The sequence below is a fragment of the Candidatus Limimorpha sp. genome, from assembly GCF_056203535.1.
Map to the genome: position 1 here is coordinate 28830 of NZ_JBADWU010000071.1, position 22334 is coordinate 51163.

18 protein-coding genes and 1 tRNA gene are annotated in these 22334 nt (G+C 45.9%); 5 read left to right on the forward strand and 14 right to left on the reverse strand.

Annotation, left to right across the window (positions count from 1 at the left end; translation table 11 throughout):
* Window positions 1-14 precede the first annotated feature (14 nt).
* From nusA to AC06MN_RS08365, 4 genes are all read left to right on the forward strand, one after another.
* Entirely contained in the window at window positions 15-1274 is a 1260-nt protein-coding gene (gene nusA / locus AC06MN_RS08350) for a transcription termination factor NusA (RefSeq protein WP_475671908.1), read from the forward strand.
* 44 nt (window positions 1275-1318) lie between these two features.
* The gene (gene infB, locus AC06MN_RS08355) at window positions 1319-4360 is read left to right on the forward strand and encodes a translation initiation factor IF-2 (RefSeq protein WP_475671909.1); all 3042 of its coding nucleotides are present in this window, start codon (window positions 1319-1321) and stop codon (window positions 4358-4360) included.
* A 133-nt stretch (window positions 4361-4493) separates the two neighbouring features.
* On the forward strand, window positions 4494-4859 hold the full coding sequence (locus AC06MN_RS08360) for a hypothetical protein (protein WP_475671910.1): 366 nt from the start codon (window positions 4494-4496) through the stop codon (window positions 4857-4859).
* Window positions 4860-5263: 404 nt separating this feature from the next.
* A complete protein-coding gene (locus AC06MN_RS08365) occupies window positions 5264-6205 on the forward strand; it encodes a DNA methyltransferase (RefSeq protein ID WP_475671911.1) in 942 nt (313 codons plus the stop codon).
* A gap of 30 nt (window positions 6206-6235) precedes the next feature.
* Here the strand turns inward: AC06MN_RS08365 and AC06MN_RS08370 are convergent, their stop codons facing one another.
* The 3 genes from AC06MN_RS08370 to AC06MN_RS08380 form a co-directional block, all read right to left on the reverse strand.
* Window positions 6236-6814, reverse strand: a complete 579-nt coding sequence (locus AC06MN_RS08370) for a hypothetical protein (protein ID WP_475671912.1) — start codon at window positions 6812-6814, stop codon at window positions 6236-6238.
* Between the two features lie 546 nt (window positions 6815-7360).
* Window positions 7361-7507 (reverse strand): 50S ribosomal protein L34, encoded by a 147-nt coding sequence (gene rpmH / locus AC06MN_RS08375; protein WP_475671913.1) that lies wholly within the window; start codon window positions 7505-7507, stop codon window positions 7361-7363.
* A gap of 156 nt (window positions 7508-7663) precedes the next feature.
* Complete coding sequence (locus tag AC06MN_RS08380; protein ID WP_475671914.1) at window positions 7664-9148, reverse strand: aminoacyl-histidine dipeptidase; 1485 nt, start codon at window positions 9146-9148, stop codon at window positions 7664-7666.
* Window positions 9149-9303: 155 nt separating this feature from the next.
* Between AC06MN_RS08380 and AC06MN_RS08385 the strand changes: the two genes are divergently transcribed.
* A complete protein-coding gene (locus AC06MN_RS08385; RefSeq protein WP_475671915.1) occupies window positions 9304-9669 on the forward strand; it encodes a hypothetical protein in 366 nt (121 codons plus the stop codon).
* Window positions 9670-9732: 63 nt separating this feature from the next.
* Here the strand turns inward: AC06MN_RS08385 and AC06MN_RS08390 are convergent, their stop codons facing one another.
* From AC06MN_RS08390 to AC06MN_RS08440, 11 genes are all read right to left on the reverse strand, one after another.
* A complete protein-coding gene (locus AC06MN_RS08390) occupies window positions 9733-11562 on the reverse strand; it encodes an ABC transporter ATP-binding protein (protein ID WP_475671916.1) in 1830 nt (609 codons plus the stop codon).
* Window positions 11563-11703: 141 nt separating this feature from the next.
* Entirely contained in the window at window positions 11704-13050 is a 1347-nt protein-coding gene (gene purB, locus AC06MN_RS08395; RefSeq protein WP_475671917.1) for an adenylosuccinate lyase, read from the reverse strand.
* Window positions 13051-13140: 90 nt separating this feature from the next.
* On the reverse strand, window positions 13141-14145 hold the full coding sequence (locus AC06MN_RS08400) for a class II fructose-bisphosphate aldolase (RefSeq protein WP_475671918.1): 1005 nt from the start codon (window positions 14143-14145) through the stop codon (window positions 13141-13143).
* A gap of 312 nt (window positions 14146-14457) precedes the next feature.
* The gene (locus AC06MN_RS08405) at window positions 14458-14628 is read right to left on the reverse strand and encodes a hypothetical protein (RefSeq protein ID WP_475671919.1); all 171 of its coding nucleotides are present in this window, start codon (window positions 14626-14628) and stop codon (window positions 14458-14460) included.
* Between the two features lie 4 nt (window positions 14629-14632).
* Complete coding sequence (locus tag AC06MN_RS08410) at window positions 14633-15601, reverse strand: lipoate--protein ligase (RefSeq protein ID WP_475671920.1); 969 nt, start codon at window positions 15599-15601, stop codon at window positions 14633-14635.
* Between the two features lie 42 nt (window positions 15602-15643).
* Window positions 15644-15720: transfer RNA gene (locus AC06MN_RS08415), tRNA-Glu, on the reverse strand.
* Window positions 15721-15858: 138 nt separating this feature from the next.
* Window positions 15859-16674 carry a type IX secretion/gliding motility protein PorT/SprT gene (porT, locus tag AC06MN_RS08420; protein WP_475671921.1) on the reverse strand — a complete coding sequence of 272 codons (816 nt, stop codon included), beginning with the start codon at window positions 16672-16674 and terminating at the stop codon, window positions 15859-15861.
* A 70-nt stretch (window positions 16675-16744) separates the two neighbouring features.
* Complete coding sequence (gene ubiE, locus AC06MN_RS08425; protein WP_475671922.1) at window positions 16745-17443, reverse strand: bifunctional demethylmenaquinone methyltransferase/2-methoxy-6-polyprenyl-1,4-benzoquinol methylase UbiE; 699 nt, start codon at window positions 17441-17443, stop codon at window positions 16745-16747.
* Entirely contained in the window at window positions 17436-18443 is a 1008-nt protein-coding gene (locus tag AC06MN_RS08430; RefSeq protein ID WP_475671923.1) for a bifunctional heptose 7-phosphate kinase/heptose 1-phosphate adenyltransferase, read from the reverse strand. Before AC06MN_RS08430 ends, ubiE begins: the two co-directional genes overlap by 8 nt.
* A 57-nt stretch (window positions 18444-18500) precedes the next feature.
* Window positions 18501-19709 carry a pyridoxal phosphate-dependent aminotransferase gene (locus tag AC06MN_RS08435; protein WP_475671924.1) on the reverse strand — a complete coding sequence of 403 codons (1209 nt, stop codon included), beginning with the start codon at window positions 19707-19709 and terminating at the stop codon, window positions 18501-18503.
* Between the two features lie 262 nt (window positions 19710-19971).
* Window positions 19972-22038, reverse strand: a complete 2067-nt coding sequence (locus AC06MN_RS08440; protein WP_475671925.1) for a leucine-rich repeat domain-containing protein — start codon at window positions 22036-22038, stop codon at window positions 19972-19974.
* Window positions 22039-22334: the final 296 nt, after the last annotated feature.

Sequence of the window (22334 nt, forward strand, 5' to 3'; positions counted from 1 at the left end):
AATAAACATATACAATGGAAAATTACAAATTAGTTGAAATCTTTTCCGAATTCAAGGAATTCAAAAACCTCGACCGCGAAGCCATGATGCGTATCGTGGAAGATGTGTTCAGAGGCATGCTCAACAAGAAGTACGAAACCGATACCGAAGAGTTCATCGATATTATCGTGAACGTCGATAAGGGCGACTTCGAAATCTATCACAACCGCACCGTTGTCGATGACGACGAACTGGAAGACCCGCTGCGCGAAATCAAGCTGAGTGATGCCATCCGCATTGAACCTGATTTTGAAGTCGGTGACGATGTTTCGGAAGTGCTGAAAATCTCGAGTTTCGGCCGCCGCGACATTTTGGCTTTGCGCCAGAACTTGCAGACCAAAGTCCTTGAATACGAAAAGGAAAACATTTTCCAAAAGTATAAGGAAAAAGTCGGTGACATGATTACGGCCGAAGTGGCTCACAGCTCGAAGCGCGAAATCGTCGTGACTGATGACGAAGGCATAGAACTCTACATGCCACGCGCCGAGCAGATTCCGAGCGACATTTATAAGAAAGGTGATACCATTCGTGCCATCGTCAAGAGCGTTGAAAGCGTCAATGGTTCGCCAATCGTGATTTTGTCGCGTACTTCCGAAATCTTCTTGCAGCGTCTGCTCGAAGCCGAAGTGCATGAAATCGAGGAAGGCCTCATCACTTTGAAGAAGATTGTGCGTGAACCTGGTCAGCGTGCCAAGGTCGCCGTCGAATCATACGACGACCGTGTCGACCCAGTCGGCGCTTGCGTTGGCCCTAAGGGTGTCCGTATCCATGGTATCGTCCGCGAATTGCGCAACGAAAACATCGACATCATTAACTATACGAACAATCCTACCTTGTTCATTACCCGTGCGTTAAGTCCGGCCAAGATTTCGTCAATCGTTATCAATGACGACAACACGGCTGCCAACGTTTACATGGAAAACGACCAGGTCAGCCTTGCCATCGGTAAGGGCGGTTACAACATCAAGCTGGCTGGCAAACTGACGGGCTACGAAATCGACGTTTACCGTAACAGCGAAGTCAACAATGTTGAGGAAGACGTTGATTTGAAGGAATTTGAAGACGAAATCGACGGCTGGGTCATCGATGCCCTTATCCGCATGGGCTGCGATACGGCTAAAAACGTTTTGGCACATACGCCGGAAGAGGTTGCCAACCGTGCCGACCTCGAAATGGAAACCGTCACCGAGGTGTTCAATATCCTGAAAGCTGAATTTGAATCAGATGCCGAATGATGCTAAGGCATTGTAAATAAACGAGAAACAAAGAAAGAGAAACTATGTCCGACGAATCAAAAGAATTTACAGTTCGATTGTCGAAAGCGGCAAAAGAATTTAATGTGGCGGTGTCGACCATTCAGGAATTCCTCACCAAAAAGGGATTTCAGGTGGATTCTTCACCGAACACAAAGCTCACGAAGGAGATGTACGATCTCGTCGTGAAGGAGTATCAGGGCGAAAAAGAAGTGAAAAACGAAGCCAAGAAATTGGGTAACCTGTCGTATAAGGGAGGTTCTGTTTCCGTTGAATCGGCACTGCAATCGTCAAAAGAAGATGAAGAGGAAGACTTCGGTGATGACGTGTTTATCCGTACCAATACGATAACATCATCGAAGAAAACCGTTAAACCCGTTGAGGAAGTTCCTGCTGCTGAACCCGTTGAGGAGAAGCCGGTCGTTGAAGCACCAAAACCTGTTGAGGAGAAGACTGCTGTTCAGGAACCTAAGGAAGAGCCTGTAAAGGAAGAAAAAGTTGAGGAAAAACAGCAACCGAAACCAGAGGCAAAGGAAGATAATCCTGAACCAAAGGCTGAACCCGCTTCCGATTCTCCTTTCAAGGTTGTGGGCAAAATCGATTTGGATAGCCTGAATACCAAGACTCATCCTGATAAAAAGCATAAGGATCAGGGCAAGAAAAAAGAGGATAAGCAGAAGCAACAGCAGCCGCAGCAACAACAGCCAAAGCAGAAGCAACAGCCGCAGCCTCAAAAGTCTCAGAATCAGCCGCAGCCAAAGCCTCAACAACCGCAAAAGCCTCAGCCAAAACCTGAGCAGAAGCAGGAGGCAAAGGCTGAACCGAAAGTCATTAAGATTGAGGTCAAGAAACTGGAAGGCCCGAAGATTCTGGATAAGATCGAACTGCCTGTCGAGCCTAAGCGTTCAAAAGGCGGTGAGTCTGGTGATGGAAAGAAAAAGAAGCGCAAGCGCATAGCTGGCAAGTTGGAAGGTTCTTCGGAACGTCCAATCGACCCGAAGCAGCAGCAAGGCGGTAACAAACCCGCCAAAGGCCCGAAACCGCAAGGCGGCAACGATGGCGGCAATGCTCCTAAGAAGGGCCAGAAGGATAATCCGAAAGACAGCCCGAAGCCTTCAAAGAAAGATAAGAAAGGCTTCAAGAAAGAGGAAAAGGTTGAATTGAGCGATGAGGAAATCTCGAAGCAGATTAAGGATACTTTGGCCCGCCTGTCGCCAATGGGTAAGTCGAAGACTTCAAAGCACCGTCGTGAAAAGCGTCAGCAGGTGGCTGGCAACATGATGGAGGAACTGGCTCGTCAGGAAGAGGAAAAATCAATCCTGAAAGTCACTGAATTTGTGACTGCCAATGAGTTGGCAACCATGATGAACGTGCCTGTCGTCAAGGTCATTGCAACTTGCATGAGCCTGGGTATGCCTGTATCCATCAACCAGCGTCTCGATGCTGAAGCCCTGTCGGTGGTGGCCAGCGAATTTGGCTTCCAAGTCGATTTCGTGAGTGCTGACGTTCAGGAAGCTATCGCCGAAACGGAAGAAGAGGATAGGGAAGAGGATATGGTGCCACGCGCTCCTGTGGTTACCGTCATGGGTCACGTCGACCATGGTAAGACCAAACTTTTGGACTACATCCGTAACACCAACGTGGTGGCTGGCGAAGCCGGCGGTATCACACAGCATATCGGTGCTTACGAGGTGACGACCGAAAGTGGCAAAAAAATTACCTTCCTCGATACGCCTGGTCACGAAGCATTTACCGCTATGCGTGCCCGTGGAGCCAAGATGACCGACGTGGCTATCATTGTGATTGCTACTGATGATAACGTGATGCCGCAGACCGTCGAAGCCATCAACCACGCCCAAGCAGCCGGTGTGCCTATCGTGTTTGCTTTGAATAAAATTGATAAGCCAACGGCTCAGCCTGACAAAATCCGTGAACAGCTGGCCAAGATGAATATTTTGGTTGAAAGCTGGGGCGGTAAGTATCAGGAACAGGAAATCGCCGCTAAGATAGGTCTGAATGTCGACGCCTTGCTTGAAAAGGTGCTGCTCGAAGCCGAATTCCTCGACTTGAAGGCTAATCCGAATAAGCTGGCCAAGGGAACCGTCATCGAATCGGCTTTGGATAAAGGCCGTGGTTATGTGGCCAAGATTTTGGTGCAGAGCGGTACGCTTCGCGTAGGCGACATGGTTTTGGCTGGCACGACTTACGGTAAGGTCAAGGCCATGTTTAACGACCACAACCAGAAGATACAGTCGGCTGGTCCATCAACACCGGTGTTGCTTCTCGGCTTGAATGGCGCACCTCAGCCAGGTGATGTGTTCAACGTGATGACCGACGAACGCGAAGTGAAGGAAATCGCCAACCGCCGTGAGCAGTTGCAGCGTGAACAGTCGCGCCGTACCAATCCGCACATCACTCTGGATGAAATCGGACGTCGTATCGCCATCGGCGACTTCAAGGAGCTTAACATCATTGTCAAGGCTGACGTGGATGGTTCCGTCGAAGCTCTGTCCGACAGTTTGCTGAAACTTTCCTCTGAAGAGGTTCAGGTCAATGTCATTCACAAGTCGGTGGGTGCCATCAGCGAATCCGATGTCAATCTGGCTTCGGCTTCCAATGCCGTCATCGTGGGCTTCAATGTCCGTCCTACGGTTCAGGCCCGTAAACTGGCCGAGCAGGAAAAGATTGATATTCGTTTGTATTCCATCATCTACACAGCCATTGAGGAAATCAAGTCGGCTATCGAAGGCATGTTGGCTCCTGAAATCGAAGAAGTCATCACTTGCAATATCGAAATCCGCGAGACCTTCAAGATCAGCAAGGTCGGTACGATTGCAGGCTGCATGGTGCTCGATGGCAAGGTCAACCGCAACACTAAAATCCGTGTCATTCGCGATGGCATCGTGATTTACACAGGTGCCCTCGGCTCCCTGAAACGTTACAAGGACGATGTCAAGGAAGTCAGCGCCGGCATGGAGTGCGGTCTGAACATCGAAAACTTCAACGACATTAAGGTCGGTGACATTATTGAAGGCTACACCGAAAAGGAAATAGCCAGAAAACTGTAAATCATTACTATAGCCAATATTAATTATGGGGAAAAGCGAAATCTTTTCCCCATAATTGTTTTTTACGTTTGTGACTGTGAAAAATCGTGTATCTTTGCGCATAAATATGATTAAATAGCGGTTCTGTTGGAATATGGAAACATACGAAAGTCAAAACTTTAAAATACCACAGGAGTCTTCCGACTATAAGACATGTTCTGATTTTGTTATCAATTCGATAGAAGGTATTGTCGAAGAAGCTATAGAAACAGGAAGAAATAAGATTATCCTTAATACAAACCTGAAAAATGGTTTGCCTATGGAGAATATTAACAAAATTGCAGGACCAATTGTTGAGGCTTGGGCAGGCGAATTGTTAGAAACGGTAACAGATGATTCGGATAATCGCTGGAATCTTGTTCATTCCGAATTCTGCCATCGTCTTGATATGGCTGACATTATTCTCCAATTCAAGAAATCCTCAACTTTCGGCTCAGTTGTGACGGCTAATGTCGACTAGAAAGCGACTTCCGAGGATTTCGAAAATTCGGGCAAGTCACCAAATATAACTTCGTTTGCAAGGATAAGGAGTGCCTATGTTGAAGATGCAGATTTCATGTTCGTTATTTTGTCACTCAAACATAGGGTTTATTGCCAGAAAAACATTGTTTCGGGATTGACAGATGGGATTATGGAGGTGGTAAAGTATAATGCGTATGATTTGAAATATATTTCGGAATCCGATTTGAGTTATAATCCGGCATTGGGAACTGGGCAAATACAAATTTGTGACATCCATTATGTTAGTTTGGTGAATAGAACTGCATGGGATTTCTGTAAATTGCTTGATAAGAAATATTTGTCTTCATCAAAAAGGACATTTGACGATTGGTTAAAGCTGGCAAAAAATTATGGTTGGGTGAAATGATAGATATAATTCAAGGTGATTGCATAGAAAAACTGAAGTTGATTCAGAGTAACAGCGTTGATTTGATAGTTGCTGATCCTCCTTATAATCTTGGCAAGGATTATGGAAACGGGAGTGATAGGCAAGAGTTTGATGATTATATGCAGTTTTCAAAAGATTGGCTTTCGGAATGTCATCGTGTATTGCGTGATGATGGCACGATCTATGTCTTTGTGGGATTCAGATTCATTTCCTATTTGTATCAGATTATGGAAAAGGATTTGAAAGTGAATTTCGTGAATTGGATTTGCTGGCATTATACGCAAGGAACAGGGAAGACTAAAGGCTTTTCGCCTCGACATGATGATATTTTGATGTTTTCAAAAACATTAAATTACAAATTCAATAATGATGATGTCCGCATACCTCAAAAGTATTACAGAAAAATAAATAATATGAGAGGTGCCAATCCTGGCGATGTCTGGGAAGTGTCACATATCCATTATTGTCAGAAAAACAGACAGCCGCATCCGACGCAAAAACCAGAGGCTTTGGTCGAAAGGATGGTGCTTGCATCAAGTAATGAAGGAGATATGGTCCTTGACCCGTTTTCTGGTAGCGGGACAACGCTTCGCGTTTGTCAGCAATTGGAAAGAAATGCGGTGGGCATTGAATTGAATGAAACGTATGTTGAACTTGCAAAAGAACGCTTGAACAGCCCTTTTGTTGGATTTGATAGCATTGATGAAAGAATGCTCCGCGTGCCAAATGATTTGAATGATGCTAATGTCAGAATGGAATATGTGATGAATCATATAAAATGGTTCTTAAAAAACCATCCTGATAGGATTGACGCTTTTTTGGAAGAAGTCAAAAACAAATATGGCGTCAACGAAACCCAACAAATAGTTATGGCAAGACGAGGTAATCTGATTGTCCAAGGCTCCCTTTTTGATTGATGATGATAGAAATATTGCGTTGTAAATAGTTCATTTCCAGCTTCGCCTTTCAAGAAACTCATTTACCATTTCGCAAAACTCATCTTCGCTGAGTGGTTCTTCGCTGGAGCCTTGCGCTGCACTTCGGCAGTCGTTTCTTTTCAGTGTCCTCCAAAACGGATTATTGGCCTTGATGCTGGCTTGCCTTTCTGCTGGCAGCGTCCTCATGTCGCACATCATGTGGTAATGGATGGCCTCGCGTTCATCATCGGTAAGCGGGAAATGTGCATATTTCTCAATCATGAAAACCGATTTTTCGCCATCACGCCCGTGTCCCGTGAAACCGTAGGTGTTGCACAAGTCGTGTAGCAGCGTTACGATGACCCAGCTTGAAAGTTTTTCGGGATTTTTGTTTCCTAAGCTCCACAGCATCACCTCCATACAGTGCTGCGCCGCACCGCCCGAGTAGTGATGATGGGAATAACTTCTGGCCTTGAAAAATCCGCATTTATCCACAAAACGTATCAAAGGCTCAACGTCGCGATGCTGCTCATCAGCCTTGAAAGCGTTGCGCAAAATGATGCCGTAGGCCTTTTTGATGATCCGTTTGGTGTCGTTGCTTAATGTCATGACATTTCGTTTTTTGATGCAAATTTACCTCTTTTTTGCAAAAGTTGCAACTGTGTCTTCTTGTTCTGACTGGAGTGTCGAATGCCAGTTCGTGGTAGGCGGGGCAGCGTTCGCCAAAGAGACGGAGATTTGATCTTCACGAAGTTGTGTTTATGCCATATTTCCTGAAGGTCAAGTCTATGGGCTGGCCGTGCGTTGAGCCGATTATCTTGTCCTTGAACTTTGGCTCCTTTCTTTCAAGTTATCATTGTCGGGGTGAAAAACGGATGACGGATATAACAGGTAAGATTTTGTCGTGTCCCAATCTGTTGGTATGTAGAGACGCAAGGATGTGCGTCTATACGTTCCAAAAAATATGCAGTCGCTATGATGGATTAAAACAGCGTGGGCTTGCGTTCCCCACACAATTCGTGGGCACCAATAACCATGATTAATTCATAGAACCTCCCACAGCTCGGCTTTTGAAAATACAACAAAACAGAAGGCAATCCGAAATGGGTTGTCTTCTGTTGGACCTTAAATAAGAAATAGAAACGGCTTCTAATTTTAATATTCGTCAGAAACTGTAAGTTTTTTTCTGCCCTTGGCTCTTCTTCTGGCTAATACCTTGCGGCCGTTGGCAGTTGACATTCTTTCTCTGAAACCGTGCTTGTTTCTGCGTTTTCTGTTCGATGGTTGAAAAGTGCGTTTCATTTTCGTATATCTATTTTATGTTCTTACAACTATATTACCCCTTGTTTTGGGACTGCAAAAGTACAACTTTTTTCAATAGCACCAAATCTTTTTTGAGAAAAATTTAAAAAAGGCGAAATCCGAAGATTCCGCCTCCTTTTTTGTTGAAGTTGAAACTTATGCAAGTGTCTCTTTTTCAGGAATGTTCTTCAAGGTCTCGACGATGAAATCCCAGAATTTCGGAACGCTTTCGATGAACAGGGCTTCGTCTGGTGAGTGTGGGTGAACGAGGGTCGGGCCGAAGGAAACCATGTCCCAATGCGGATATTTCGAACCCAAAATGCCACATTCGAGGCCTGCATGGACGACCATGATCTTGGCATCGGCACCGAATTTAGCCTTGTAGACTTCCTTCATGGTGTGTAGGATTGGAGAGTTGATGTTCGGCTTCCAGCCTGGATAATCGCCAGTGGAGTAGGCCTCGGCACCATTGTCGGTGAGGTTCTTGCGGATTTGTTCGGCGAGTTTGTCCTTTGCGGCATCAACTAAGCTGCGGGTGAGGCAAGCCGTGATGATTTTGCCGTCTTCCATCTTGATGGTGGCCAGGTTGCTTGAGGTTTCGGTTGTGCCTTTAAAGTCGGCTGACATGGCGATGACACCATTAGGATATTGGGCGATGGCGCGGAAGAAGTTGTCCTGTGTCTTCACATCAATGACTTGTTTTGGCATTTCGGCTGGTTCGCACAAAATGGCAAGTTCAGGTTCGATGCCAGCGAATTGTTCTTTTGTGATGGCTTCGAATTCGGCAGCGTAGGCTTTGAATTGTGCTTCTTTGCCGGCTGGCACGACGACGATGGCCGTGGCTTCTCTTGGAATGGCGTTGCGAAGGCTGCCGCCGTCGATGCATGCCATGCGGAGACCGTATTTCTCGGCTGCCATCAGCATCATGGCGTTCAGGACCTTGTTGGCGTTGGCGCGGCCCAAATTGATGTCCATGCCTGAGTGACCGCCCTTCAGGCCTTTGACAAACAGTCTGTAGGCTACCATTCCGGCAGGAACGGCTTCAAATTGAGGCGTGAATGTGCCGATGGTATCGACGCCGCCAGCGCAACCTACGTAAAGTTCGCTTTCGGTTTCGGAGTCCATGTTCATCAGGATGTCGCCGTTGAGCATCCCTGACTTCAGCAGGTTGGCGCCTGTCATGCCGGTTTCCTCATCAATGGTGAAGAGGGCTTCGATTGGGCCGTGTGCAATGTCGGTCGATTCGAGTACAGCCATGGCTGCAGCCACGCCCATGCCGTCGTCGGAACCAAGGGTGGTGCCGTTGGCTTTCACCCAACCGTTTTCGATATGGGTTCCAATCGGGTCGTTTTCAAAGTCGTGAACCTTGTCGGCGTTCTTTTGCGGAACCATATCCAAGTGTGCCTGAAGGATGACACCTTTGCGGTTCTCCATGCCTGGTGTGGCTGGCTTGCGCATGATGACGTTGCCTAATCCTGGTGCGACGCAGTCGTCGACGATGGTCTCAAAACCGTGTTCTTCACCCCATTGTTTCATGAAGGCGACAACTTTTGCCTCTTTCTTCGATGGACGAGGAATCTGAGTCAGGCTGTAAAAGTTCTTCCAAATGCCATTCGGCTGTAAATCTTTAATTTCGCTCATATTGCTATTTGTTTATGTGTTGTTATGTCTTTAAAATCGGTTGCAATTTTACATTATTTTTCCGAATTATGAAATAAAAACTTTCACCTTTATTAATATAGTTGTTCCCGAGTGATTAAAAATTGCGTACTTTTGCAGCCAAATTATTTGCAACGATGAAAAAGTATTTACCGATTTTATTATTGATGTTGCTCGCCATTGCAGGCTGCAGCAGAAAACCTGCCGAGTACAAAATGAGCGTTGAAGGCAAAGACATTATTGAAAATACCGATGCTTTCACTTCCGAAGTCTTGAAAAATGGTCCGAAATATTCTGCCGAGGACTGGGAATTCGTTACCGTGCAGTTCGGCATGATGTGCAAGGACTATAAGGAAAACGAATGGCGTCTGTTTGAGGCCGACCGCAACCTCTATCAGCAGGCTCGCGTGAAGTACATTCAGGCCATTGATGCCACCAACAACCCTGAACTGCAGGCTGCAACAAAGAAACTTTTCAACGACATTTTTCAAGTGAATCAGTGATTTCCTGATTTTTGAGACAAAAATCAAGCGGAAGCTAAATCTTAGCCTCCGCTTTTTTTATTGTTAGTTGAATGATTGCAAGTCGGTCAGTTTCTTGTAGATGCCTCCCAAGGCAATCAGCTCGTCGTGTTTGCCTCGTTCAACGATTTGACCTTTTTGCAGAACGATGATTTCATCGGCATATTGGATGGTCGAAAGACGGTGGGCAATGACAATGGAAGTGCGCTGCTCCATGACTTTTGAGAGCGCATCCTGCACAAGTCGTTCAGATTCAGTGTCTAACGATGAAGTGGCTTCGTCAAGGATGAGAATTGGCGGGTTTTTCAAGACGGCGCGGGCGATGCTGAGACGCTGGCGTTGACCACCGGAAAGGTTCATGCCTCGGTCGCCAATCAGCGTGTCGTAACCATGTTCCATAGTTGAGATGAAATCGTGAGCGTTGGCAATCTTGGCCGCTTCGATGACGGCTTCGCGCGATACGTTTTCCATGCCGAAGGCTATGTTGTTGAAAACCGTATCGTTGAACAGGATGCTTTCCTGTGTCACGATGCCCATCAAGCCGCGTATGTCGCTGATTTTGTAGTTGCGTATGTCGTGGCCGTCAATCAGGATTTGTCCTTCGCAAACATCGTAAAAACGAGGCAGCAAGTCGGCCATGGTCGATTTGCCGCCGCCGCTTTCGCCAACCAGGGCAATCAGTTTTCCTTTACCGATGTTCAGGTTGATGTCTTTCAAAACATCGTCCTTGTTGTAGCGGAAAAACACGTTTCTATACTCGATGTTTTGCTTGAATTCATTGATTCTGATCGGGTTTTCCTTTTCGGTGATGACTTCTTCTGCATCGAGAATTTCAAAAACGCGCTCAGCAGAAGCAATGCCTTTCTGCACGCAATAATAGCCTTGCGAGAACGATTTTGCTGGCGAGATGATTTGTGAGAAGACAACGATGTAGGTCACGAAATCGGCGGCACTAATGCTGCTGTTTCCGCCCAAAATCAGTTGTCCGCCAAACCACAGGACGATGATGACAACGATTGCCGAAAGAAATTCGCTCATGGGCGAACTCATGTCGCGTTTGCGCTGCACGCTGCGAAGCAGTTTGGAATAAGTGCTGTTTTGTTCCTCGAATTTTTCGGAAGAATACTGTATTGCATTGAATCCCTTGATGATGCGTAATCCGGAAATGGTTTCTTCGATGGTCGAAATCATGCCGCCGAGTTGTTTCTGGTTTTCTTTCGATTCCTTTTTCAGCATTTTCCCAACCTTGCCGATTAGTAGGGCAGCAAGTGGCAAAACAGCTAATACGAAAAGCGTGAGTTTTGGGCTTAGGCTGACCATGAAACCGAAATAGACGATGATAGTCAAAGGCTCTTTGGTAAGCATTTCCAAATAGTTCAGGATTGAAATTTCAATTTCCTGGACATCGGTTGTGATGCGTGCCATGACGTCGCCTTTGCGTTGCTTGCCGTAGAATGAAAGCGGCAAAATAAGAATCTTGTTGTAAATGTCGCGTCTCAAATCGTGGACGGCTCCTGCACGGATATTTGCCATGAAATAGCAAGCCAAAAAACGTCCCGTGTTACGGAGCAGGAATGAAACTAAGAGAACTAAGCAAATGAAAACCAAGGCATAATAATGGCCATGTTCGATAATCAGATTGCTCATAATGTAATTGAGGTATTGCAGCAGAAATTGCGAGTTGAGGGCAAATTCCGGCTTTGCAACGGCTTCAATGGCATTGGTGGTGAAAAGCAGGTTGAGGAATGGCACAACCAATGCGAATGAAAACAGGGAGAAAAAAATCGCCATGAGATTGAACACGATGTTCAAAATCACAGATGCCCAGTAAGGCTTGACGTATGTGAGGACGCGGGTGAATTTTCTTTTGGCCATGACTTTTAGGCTTTTGGACAATTTAACTCTTTTGACTTTTGGATGATTTGACTTTTGAACGATTTGACAATTGGACTCTATTGACTTTCTTACATCTTTTCTTCATTCCTCCTAACTTCTAATTTCTCACTCCTAACTATATCAAATCGTAAATCCGGTATAGTTTTCCGGCGTGATGGCTCTCAACTCTTCCTTAATGGATTCGCTGATAGGCAATTCGTTGATGAAGTTGTCGATGCTTTCCTTGTCGATGTGCTTGTTGGTGCGGGTGAGGCCTTTCAGCAGTTCGTAGGCGCCTTCGATTTGTTCGCGGCGAAGGACGGTTTGGATGGCTTCGGCGACAACGGCATAGTTCTGCTGCAAGTCGAAACGGATTTTGTCTTCATTGAGAAGCAGTTTGTCCAAGCCTTTCATCAGCGATTTGATGGCAATCAGCGTGTGAGCCAAAGGAATGCCTATGTTGCGGGTGACGGTGGAGTCGGTAAGGTCACGCTGCAAACGGCTGATAGGCAGCTTGCTGCTGAGGTGGTTGAAGATGGCGTTGGCCATGCCGAGGTTGCCTTCGGCGTTTTCGAAGTCAATCGGGTTCACCTTGTGCGGCATGGCTGACGATCCGACTTCACCAGCCTTGATTTTCTGCTTGAAGTATTCCATCGAGACGTACATCCAGATGTCGCGCGATAAATCAATGAGTATGGTGTTGATGCGGCGCATGGCATCGAAATAGGCGGCCATGTTGTCGTAGTGCTCGATTTGTGTTGTCGTTTGCTGGCGCTTGAGTTTCAGGCTCTTTTCGACGAATTTCTTGGCGAAGGCTGGCCAATCGGTGTCGGGATAAGCCACTTTGTGGGCGTTCATGTTGCCGGTGGCACCGCCGAATTTTGCCGTGAACGGAATGTTATTCATCATTTTCATCTGATCGTTCAGACGCTCGACAAAGACGTAGATTTCCTTGCCCAAATGGGTCGGGCTGGCTGGCTGACCGTGGGTGCGGGCCAGCATCGGAATGTCTTTCCACGTTTCCGCCATATCATCCAGCTTTTCAATAAGGTCTTCCAATGCGGGACGGATTACGAGTTTGTGGGCTTCCATCATCGAAAGCGGAACAGCCGTGTTGTTGATATCCTGCGAAGTCAGGCCGAAATGCAGAAATTCCTTAAATTCAGAAAGTTCCATTTCGTCGAAACGGCGTTTCAGGAAGTATTCGACGGCTTTCACATCGTGGTTGGTTTCCTTTTCTATTTCCTTGATTTCTTCGGCATCTTCAAGCTGGAACTCTTCGTAAATGGCGCGTAAGTCATCATAGTCGCCGTTGAACTTTTCCAATTGAGGCAGCGGAAGTTCGCAGAGCGAAATGAAATATTCGACTTCGACCATGACGCGGTAGCGGATCAAGGCAAATTCTGAGAAAAAGTCGTCCAATTCGACGGTTTTTGAACGGTAACGTCCATCGATGGGTGATATGGCGGTAAGTGGTGAAAGATTCATTATACCAAAAGTTGAGCAAGTTAGACATTAAGTGATGGGTGATGGGATGAGAATAACCCATCACCATTCACCCATCACCCGTAACTATATTTATTTCATCAGTTTGTTATCGGAACCCAAAACGTTGACAATCTTGTGAATATAGAGCTTCTTCATATTGTCGCGGGCAGGGGTGAGGTACTTGCGCGGGTCGAATTCGGCAGGTTTTTCGGCCAAAGCCTTGCGGATGGCTGCGGTCATAGCGAGACGGCTGTCGGAGTCGATGTTGATTTTGCAGACTGCTGATTTTGCGGCCTTGCGCAATTGGTCTTCAGGAATGCCGACGGCAGCCTTCAGGCAACCACCGTATTGGTTGATGGTGTCGACTTCTTCCTGCGGCACTGATGATGAGCCGTGAAGGACAATCGGGAAGCCAGGTAGCTGTTTTTCAACGGCTTCAAGCACATTGAATGCCAATGGCGGCGGAACCAGACGGCCAGTCTGTGGGTCGACGGTGCATTGTTCGGGCGTGAATTTGTATGCGCCGTGTGATGTGCCAATGCTGATGGCCAGCGAGTCGCAACCTGTCTTGGTGACGAAATCGATGACTTCTTCAGGCTTCGTGTAGTTGCTTTCGGCAGCCGAAACTTCTTCTTCAACGCCGGCCAAAACGCCGAGTTCGCCTTCGACGGTGACATCGAATTGATGTGCATATTCGACAACTTTTTTCGTGAGAGCCACATTTTCATCGTATGGCAGTGCCGAACCGTCAATCATGACGGATGAGAAGCCCATATCGATGCACGATTTGCAGAGTTCGAATGAATCGCCGTGGTCGAGGTGCAGCACGATTTCAGGATGAGCGCACCCCAATTCCTTGGCGTATTCGACGGCGCCTTCAGCCATGTAACGCAGCAAAGTCTGGTTGGCGTAGTTGCGTGCGCCTTTCGAAACTTGCAGAATGACAGGCGATTTGGTCTCAACAGCAGCCATGATGATGGCTTGCATCTGTTCCATATTGTTGAAGTTGAATGCAGGGATAGCATAACCGCCGTCGACTGCCTTTGCGAACATTTCACGGGTGTTCACAAGCCCTAATTCCTTATAACTTACCATAGTTTTCAAATTTAGTGTGTGCAAAGATAGTAATTTAACTTGTGTTGAGTCTTATTTGTGATAAAAATCCATTAAAAAGAACGTAGAGATATTCTGCCGAGCATTCCTGCGTTCCGAATTGTGAGCAAATTCTCTTAATTTCAAGTTTTCTCAGCTCCTTCGACATGCTCCGGGAATTGATTACTCATAGTCCCTAACTCCTCACTTAACTTGTCATTCCATCAAGGTTGAGCGCTTTATTGTAGCCGTTGTTGACAATCTCACTGCTGACCAAGCGGCCAAGTGCATCAATGATTCACAAGGTGGCCTGATTTAAATGTCATCGATAGTCAGATTGCCGTTGCTGATGAAAGCGAAGTTGCCTGATGAGCTTGCCGAAACGGCATCATGGTTCATGCCGAACACCAGTTTGAAGTGCGAGGCGTAGTCATCGGTTTTGGCTGTGAATGTGTAAGTCTGTCCCAGTGTAGAGTCGTTTTGCAAAATGCTACAATTGTTTGAAAATCAAATTAATGATGTTATTCAGCATCATGTTTGAATTATCGTATTGTGGAGCTTGTAAGGTGCTGCAACCTTTCAGCAGCCGCTCGGTTTGAGCGATTATTTCCGTGTCTAAGCAGTCGGAGGCAATCTGAATGTCATCGATTGTTTTTTCCGCTTCATTGATGTGGAGCGAAATTTCAACGGCACCCCAGTCGAATTGGGCACGCTTGGTGGTTTTGAAATGCTCCCAGCGGGCGAAAAGGAAATCGAAAGATGAAATGCGCTTTGCGGTGGCTTGCACTTCTTCGTTTTGCGACAATGTTTCAAAATCGAGCATGACAGGTGTGCCGCCGTAGATTTCCCCAAATGAATGAATCAGCGGCTCCTTGATGTTTTCGGAAGTGAGCTCAGGAACGGCTTCGCTCAGATTGATGACGCGGCTGCTGACGCTTTTCACACCGTGTTTTTGCAGTTTTGCCTGATTGACAGTAAGATAACGCATCATTTTTTCACCGTCGGTTTTAATAAGAATGGTGCCGTGGTGAAGGTTGTTGTTGCCTTTTGAGAAAGCGTTGCCCGAAAACTTGCGACCTTGGTAGGTGAGGTCGTTTCTGCCGGAAATCTCGGTTTTCAAGCCGTAATTTAGTAAAGCATCTTGAATTACAGACAGTTGCTTGCGAACATCGTAGTTCTTGCGGTTAGCGACGAAAGAAAAGTTGATGTTGCCGAGGTCGTGGTAGACTGCGCCGCCTCCAGTGCCGCGTCGCATGACATGGCCGCCTTCGTCAAGGAGCATCTTGACATTGCACTCGGAATAAGGGTTTTGGTTGTAACCGATGACGACGGTCTGTTGGTTTTTCCAAAGGTACATCGTAATGATGTCTTCTTCCTGATGGTCAACGAGATAGGCTTCGACCGCGCGGTTCAAAAACGGGTCGTATTGTGTGCTGATGATGACTTGCAGTTTTGGCATAAGGAGCAGTTTAAATGAAAAAAGCCCGCTTTTCAGCGAGCTTGGTAGTCTCTCCGGGATTTGAACCCGAGTTACCAGGATGAAAACCTGACGTCCTAACCAGACTAGACGAAGAGACCACTTGGTTTGTCTTGCAGCCCTTATCGGTTTGTTTGACGGTGCAAAAGTAGGCAAAAAATCAATACGCGCAAGAAAAAAATGAAATTATTTCTGAAATATATTGTAAGTTGTTGTTTTTAAGTTGAATAAATTTCTTGCTATTCGAATGTCAGCGATACCTGAAACATCTTGTTGCGCAATTTGTCAATAGGAGCGGTGTAGATGAAAGCTTCGTTTTTGACGACATTTAGGATTCCATAGCTCATTTTCACTTCTACACCCATCTTGAACCATTGGTTGTAAATGTCGAATCCAGCGCCGACTTCCAAGGCGCAGTCGAAGCGTTTTGTGACCAGATTGTTGATAGCAGTTGTGATATTATGGTCTTGATCTTCGATGTCAATTTCATTTTTCTTCTGCGAAGCCAAGTCAAGGCGCGGATTGATGCCGCCCAGAAGGTAGGCACCGACATTGTTCAAACGCTTTGAACGGTATTTTATTTGCAACGGAAATTCAACGAAAGTTGAGAAAATAGGCTTGCTGATGGAGTCGAGACGCCGCTGACCGTTTTTGCCGGCAATGGCGATGGCGTAGTCGATTCTTCTTTCGCCAAAGCTGAGGGAAGGAATGAATCTCAAATCGAAATATTTGCCTAAGCGTTTGCTGCCAATGATACCGACGGTAAAGCCTGGAACGGTTTGCGTCTCAATATTGTAGACGTAAAGACCTTGGGTTTCATCGGGATTGAAAGGGCCTGCTGGCCATTGGTTTGGCGCGTGCGGAATGTTTTGGTAGCCTTCAACGGTCTTGATGGTGTACATCATGGAATTGAATCCCAAAAGGAAACCGAAATGGTAAGGTTCGTTTTCGTAATTTGCAAGGTATCTGACGGCTCTTCTTTGGGCTTGTGCGTTGCTAATGCCGGCTGCCGTTATCAATAGGGCGATGACGATTATTCTGAATGCTTTTTTCATGTCAGTCAAACGATGATTTTCGCGGTTTATTGTTTGAAATAAGTCTGCAAAACTATAAAAAAAGGTCGAATTATTGTTTCTCAATGCAATATAATGTGGCAATTCCACCGGAAAGACTGCATTTTTTGCGGCATTTGAGGCCGTAACGGCTCAATAATATAATAAAGGTGTCGGGCGATGGAAATCTGGAAACGGAATCGGGTAGGTATTGGTAGGCCGATTTGTTTCTTGAAATGGTTTTGCCGATTAAGGGCAGGATTTTGTGAAAATAGAAACCGAATAGGGTCTTGAAAAGGGGCTGGGTAGGTGTCGAAAATTCCAAAATGGCAATGCAGCCTCCTTTTTTGACAACACGTTGCATTTCTTTGATTCCTTTTTCTAAATCCTGAAAGTTACGGACACCGAAAGCGATTGTGATGGCATCGAAACTGTTGTTTTCAAAAGGAAGATCGCACGCATCGCCTTGATTTAATGTGATTTGTTGTTCAAACTGCCTTGCGTTGACTTTTTCTTGTCCGAGGTTAAGCATCTTTTCCGATAGGTCGATGCCGGTAATTTTTGCCAGTGGACATTTCCGTGCTAATTGTATGGCAAGGTCAGCTGTGCCTGTGGCAAGGTCCAGAATGGTCTTTGGGTTGTTTCGGGCAATGAAACGGGCGGTTTTTCTGCGCCAGATTTTGTCGATGTGGAAGGACAGAAGATGGTTGAGAAAATCATAATGCGACGCGATGTCGTCGAACATCTCTGTAACGTGCTTTTGGTCAGGCATTTGTGGCGTATATGCTTTTGACTTCCAAACGGAGCTTTTCCTTGTCGATTGGAACGACGCCGACTTTTTCGCAAACCAAGCCTCCCGCAATGTTCGAAATGGCGGCAATGTTGAATGGATTTTCACCTGCCACAATGCAAAGCGAAGCTACGCTGAGAACCGTGTCGCCGGCACCTGAAACATCCACAATGTCGCGCTGATGGGCTGGAATGTGATGAAATTCAGTTGTTTCTGTATTTGCACGGATAATGATGCCTTTTTCCGAAAGCGTGGTCATAACCATTTCGCATTGCAACAGTTCTTGAATCTTTGCCGTGTTGCTTTCAATGCTGTTGTTGTCTTCGGCAGCCAGACCTTCGCGCAATTCCTTTGCATTCGGCTTGAAAAGCGTCACGTTTTTGTAGGCGAGGAAATTTTTCTTTTTCGGATCGACGACAACGGGAATGCTTTTTTCTCGGGCTAAGGCGATGGTCGCTTCAATCAGGCTTTGGGTCAGCACGCCTTTGTTGTAATCTTGAAGGATGATACAGTCGATTTTTTCTGATTGAACCGTTTTGTTGATGATGGCGGTCAGTTGTTGCTGTTCCTCATCTGTCAAGTCAAAAGTGTCTTCTTGGTCGATGCGCATCATCTGTTTGCCGTTGCTGATGATTCTCTCTTTGAGAGTGGTAGAGCGGCAGCCGCTTTGTGCAATGTGATTTGTTTCGAGGCCGTTTTCGTTGAGCAGCTGAAAGAATTTCTTTCCTTTTAAATCGTTTCCGATGACGGAACAAATGTAAGGTTCTGCGCCTAAAGCCTTGATGTTCAATGCAACGTTGGCGGCTCCTCCTAAACGGTTGTAGCGTTTCCTGACATCGAGAACAGGAACGGGTGCTTCGGGCGACATTCTTTCGACAACGCCTTCCGTGTAGGCGTCAATCATTACGTCGCCGATAATCATGACACGCATTCCGTTGAATGATGCGAAAAGCCTGTCAATATGTTCGGAAGTGATATTCATGCTGAAAAACAAGCATAGAGGTTTCCCCCTATGCTTGTAATAAATGATGTGATTTTTTTAATGCAGTTTAGCCAAAGCAGCCTTGATTCTCTTGACGGCTTCGATGAGTTTGTCTTCGGAAGTTGCGTAAGAGAGGCGGATGCAGTCGTCGTTGCCGAAAGCGTTACCAGCCACGCAAGCCACGTGGGCGTTGTAGAGCAGGAACATGCAGAGGTCATCGCTGCCTTTGATGGTGGTTTCGCCATCGGTCTTGCCGTAGTACGACTTGACTTCAGGGAACACATAGAAAGCACCGGCAGGCATGTTGCATTTCACGCCTGGGATTTCGTTCAGCATGTCGTGGAGCATATCGCGGCGTTTGCGGAATGCTTTCAGCATAGCCTGGATTTCAGGTGAGTTGTCAGGATTGAGTTCCATAGCTTTCAGCGCAGCGGCTTGTGCGATGGTGCAGATGCCCGAAGTGTATTGGCCCTGAATCTTGTTGGTGGCCTTGACGATGGCTTGTGGAGCGGCAATGTAGCCGATTCTCCAGCCTGTCATGGCATAGCCTTTGGCAACGCCGTTCACGATGACCATACGGTCTTTCAGTTCGGTGAACTGACCCATGCTTTCGTGCTTCTGGTTGTACTGGATGTATTCGTAGATTTCATCGGAAATGACGATGATGTTCGGATGTTTTGCCAAAACGCCGGCGATGGCGGCAAGTTCAGCCTTTGTGAAGACGGAACCGCTTGGGTTGCAAGGCGTGTTGATGATGAAGGCCTTGGTTTTAGGCGTGATGGCTGCTTCCAACTGTTCGGCAGTGATTTTGAAATCGTGTTCGATGTCGGTCTTGATGATGACAGGAACGCCGCCGCCCAATTTCACCATTTCAGGGTAGGAAACCCAGAATGGGGCAGGGATGATGACTTCGTCGCCGTTGTTGAGGATGGCGAGGAAAGTGTTGGTGATGGCTTGCTTGGCACCGTTCGAAATGATGATTTCGGTGTCTTTATAGTCCAAGCCGTTGTCTCTCTTCAGCTTTTCGGCCACGGCCTTGCGCAGTGCAGGTGTGCCAGGTACTGGAGGATAGTGTGTGTCGTTGTTGTTGATGGCGTCGATGCCGGCTTGTTTTGCTGATTCAGGAGTGTTGAAATCAGGTTCGCCGATGCTGAGGCTGATGACGTCGATACCTTGAGCCTTGAGTTCGCGGCTCTTGTTGGTCATGGCTAAAGTTGCTGATTCGGCCATGTTTAAGACTCTGTCTGATAAAATGATTTCGCCCATGTTTGTTTATTTGATTGTTGTTTAATCGATTAGTTGTTGATTTTGACTTTTGGACACTTTGACATTTAGACTGGTTGACATTTGGACAAAAAGTCTTTCTGAAAAGCTATCCGATTAAGTTATCGCAGAGTGTGATGGAATCATCTCTTTGAAACTTGTTTGCAAAGGTAGGTCTTTTTTTGATAGGAAGACCAAAAGGCATTTTTTTTTGCGGATAATCGGGTTTTATTTATTGCCAGTAAACAAATCGTGCCTGTCGTTGTCAGTTCTTTACGATTTTCCTTTCAATCAAAGTTCCTTTGTCGCTTGTTATGCGCACCAAATACATTCCGCTTGCTGCATTGCACAGGTCGATTTCTGCTCGGTCGCCTGAAATCATTTGAGTTCTGATAAGTTGTCCTTGAGCGTTATAAACTTCTATCTTGTCGATGTCTTCACCTTTTATAGTAAAGATGCCATTGGTAGGGTTTGGATAGAGCGAGATTTTAGTCATTTCATGGTCATCGACACCCAAGCCACTGAAAATTGCTCTGAGGTAAGTGTCTTTGCTTAAAGTGAATGTGTAGGGGTTGTCATAAGAAACAATCTCATTGTTGATTGTCCAGTGAAGGAAAGCATAGCCCTCTGAGGCCACAGCTTCAACAATGGCATCATTTTCACAATCGGGTTCTTGGATTATGTTGGCAGTTCCCATTGTGGAAAGATTTGTTTTGACAATGAGACGATAGGGCTGATTTTGTTGGTAGTTAGTGAATCGGCTCCATCCATCCGTTGTTTGGTATGCTTCATAAGCACAATAGGGAACTTGGATTGGCAAATCGGAGTTTAATCCTTCAAAGGCATTTGTTCCAAGAACAGGAGGCTCATTGCAATTTGCTTTGATACAGCTAAAAGCACAATCTTTAAAAGCATCGCCTTCAATTTTTTCTACAGAATTCGGCAGGATTAAATCGCCATTGAAACCATTGCAATTTAGGAAAGCTTCGCTTCGAATTTCTGACACGGAATTTGGAATGTCTATGTCGCCATAAAGTCTACTGCAGGACCTAAAAGCAGCTGTGTCGATTATGATTATGGATTTTGATAACACTAACTTTCCCCAAAATCCATTGCATTCGTTGAAAGCATATTTGCCAATTGAAGTCACGGAATTTGGAATAACCAAATTGCTTCTAAATTCCGAACAATATTCGAAAGCATGATCTCCAATAGAAGTTACAGAATTGCCGATTGTAAGAGTACCTTGAAACCCACAGCAATCATAAAAAGCTCGCTCTCCAATGGAAGTTACTGAATCGCCAATCGTAAGATTGCGTTTGAAGCCCGAACAAAAACAAAAAGCTCGATCTCCTATTGAAGTTACTGAATCCCCAATTGTAAGGTTACCACTGAAACCTTTACAAGCCTCAAAAGCACTTTTTCCAATCCATGTCACAGAGTTGGGAATGATTAAGTCATTGGAGAATTTGCGACAGTTGTAAAAAGCAAAATTGCCGATTGAGGCCACGGAGTTGGGAATGATCAGCTCTCCTTCAAAGAAATCGCATCCGGCAAAAGCATAATCAGGAATTTTTTGTACGGATTCTCCGATAGTCAGTTTTTTTAAGTTCCAGCATTCTGAAAAGGGGGATGTGAATTCGACTCCGTAGGGATTTATTGAAAATGCAAATGTGCAGTCTGTAGCGTTGAATGTTAGCGATGTGACCTCGTAACAGCAAGAAAACGCAAGTCCGCCAATTGAAGCCACACCTTCGGGAATGACAATTTCACCTGTGAAACCGCTTCCGAAAAAGGCACAATCACCGATTGAGGTCACTGAGTTGGGAATGATTAATTCTCCTTCCAAGAAATCGCATCCGGCAAAAGCATAATCAGGAATTTTTTGTACGGATTCTCCGATAGTCAGTTTCTTTAAGTTCGAGCAATCTGAAAAGGGGGATGTGACTCCGTAGGGATTTGTTGATATTATGTGTTTGCAGTCTGTAGCGTTGAATGTTAGCGATGTGACCTTGTAACAGCAAGAAAATGCAAGTTCGCCAATTGAAGTCACACTTTCGGGAATGACAATTTCACCGGTGAAACCGCTTCCGAAAAAGGCACAAACACCGATTGAGGTCACGGAGTTAGGAATTATCAAATCACCTATTAAACTGTCACATGAATAGAAAGCATAGTCTCCAATCGCCTTCACTGTATAGGCCTGGCCACTATTAGTTACCGTTGCTGGAAAAACAATTTCACCAAACGGTTCATCGAAATCCCAACCCCAAGGGAATGGACAGACTAACTCCACCTCATGGTTCACAGCATCAGTAATGTTGTAATACAAGGTCTGTCCCGTAGGGCAAACTGCTGAAAAGTCGTAGGCCGAGGCGCTGCTCATGCCGCAAAAGGCGGCGAGGATAAGGGTGAGGAAAAATTTTTTCATGGCAAATAAGATTTAGAGTTATTACGCTGCAAATTTAGACGGCAAAAATGTAAAAAACCCTTAATTCCGCACACCTGTAATAGATTAAAAGGAATAAAATCCTGAGCAACAAAAAGTTGCCCAGGACATTGCCATGTCAGGATTTTCACCTATCTTAGTGGTAGAAAACAAAACAAGCAAAAGACTGACAGACATGG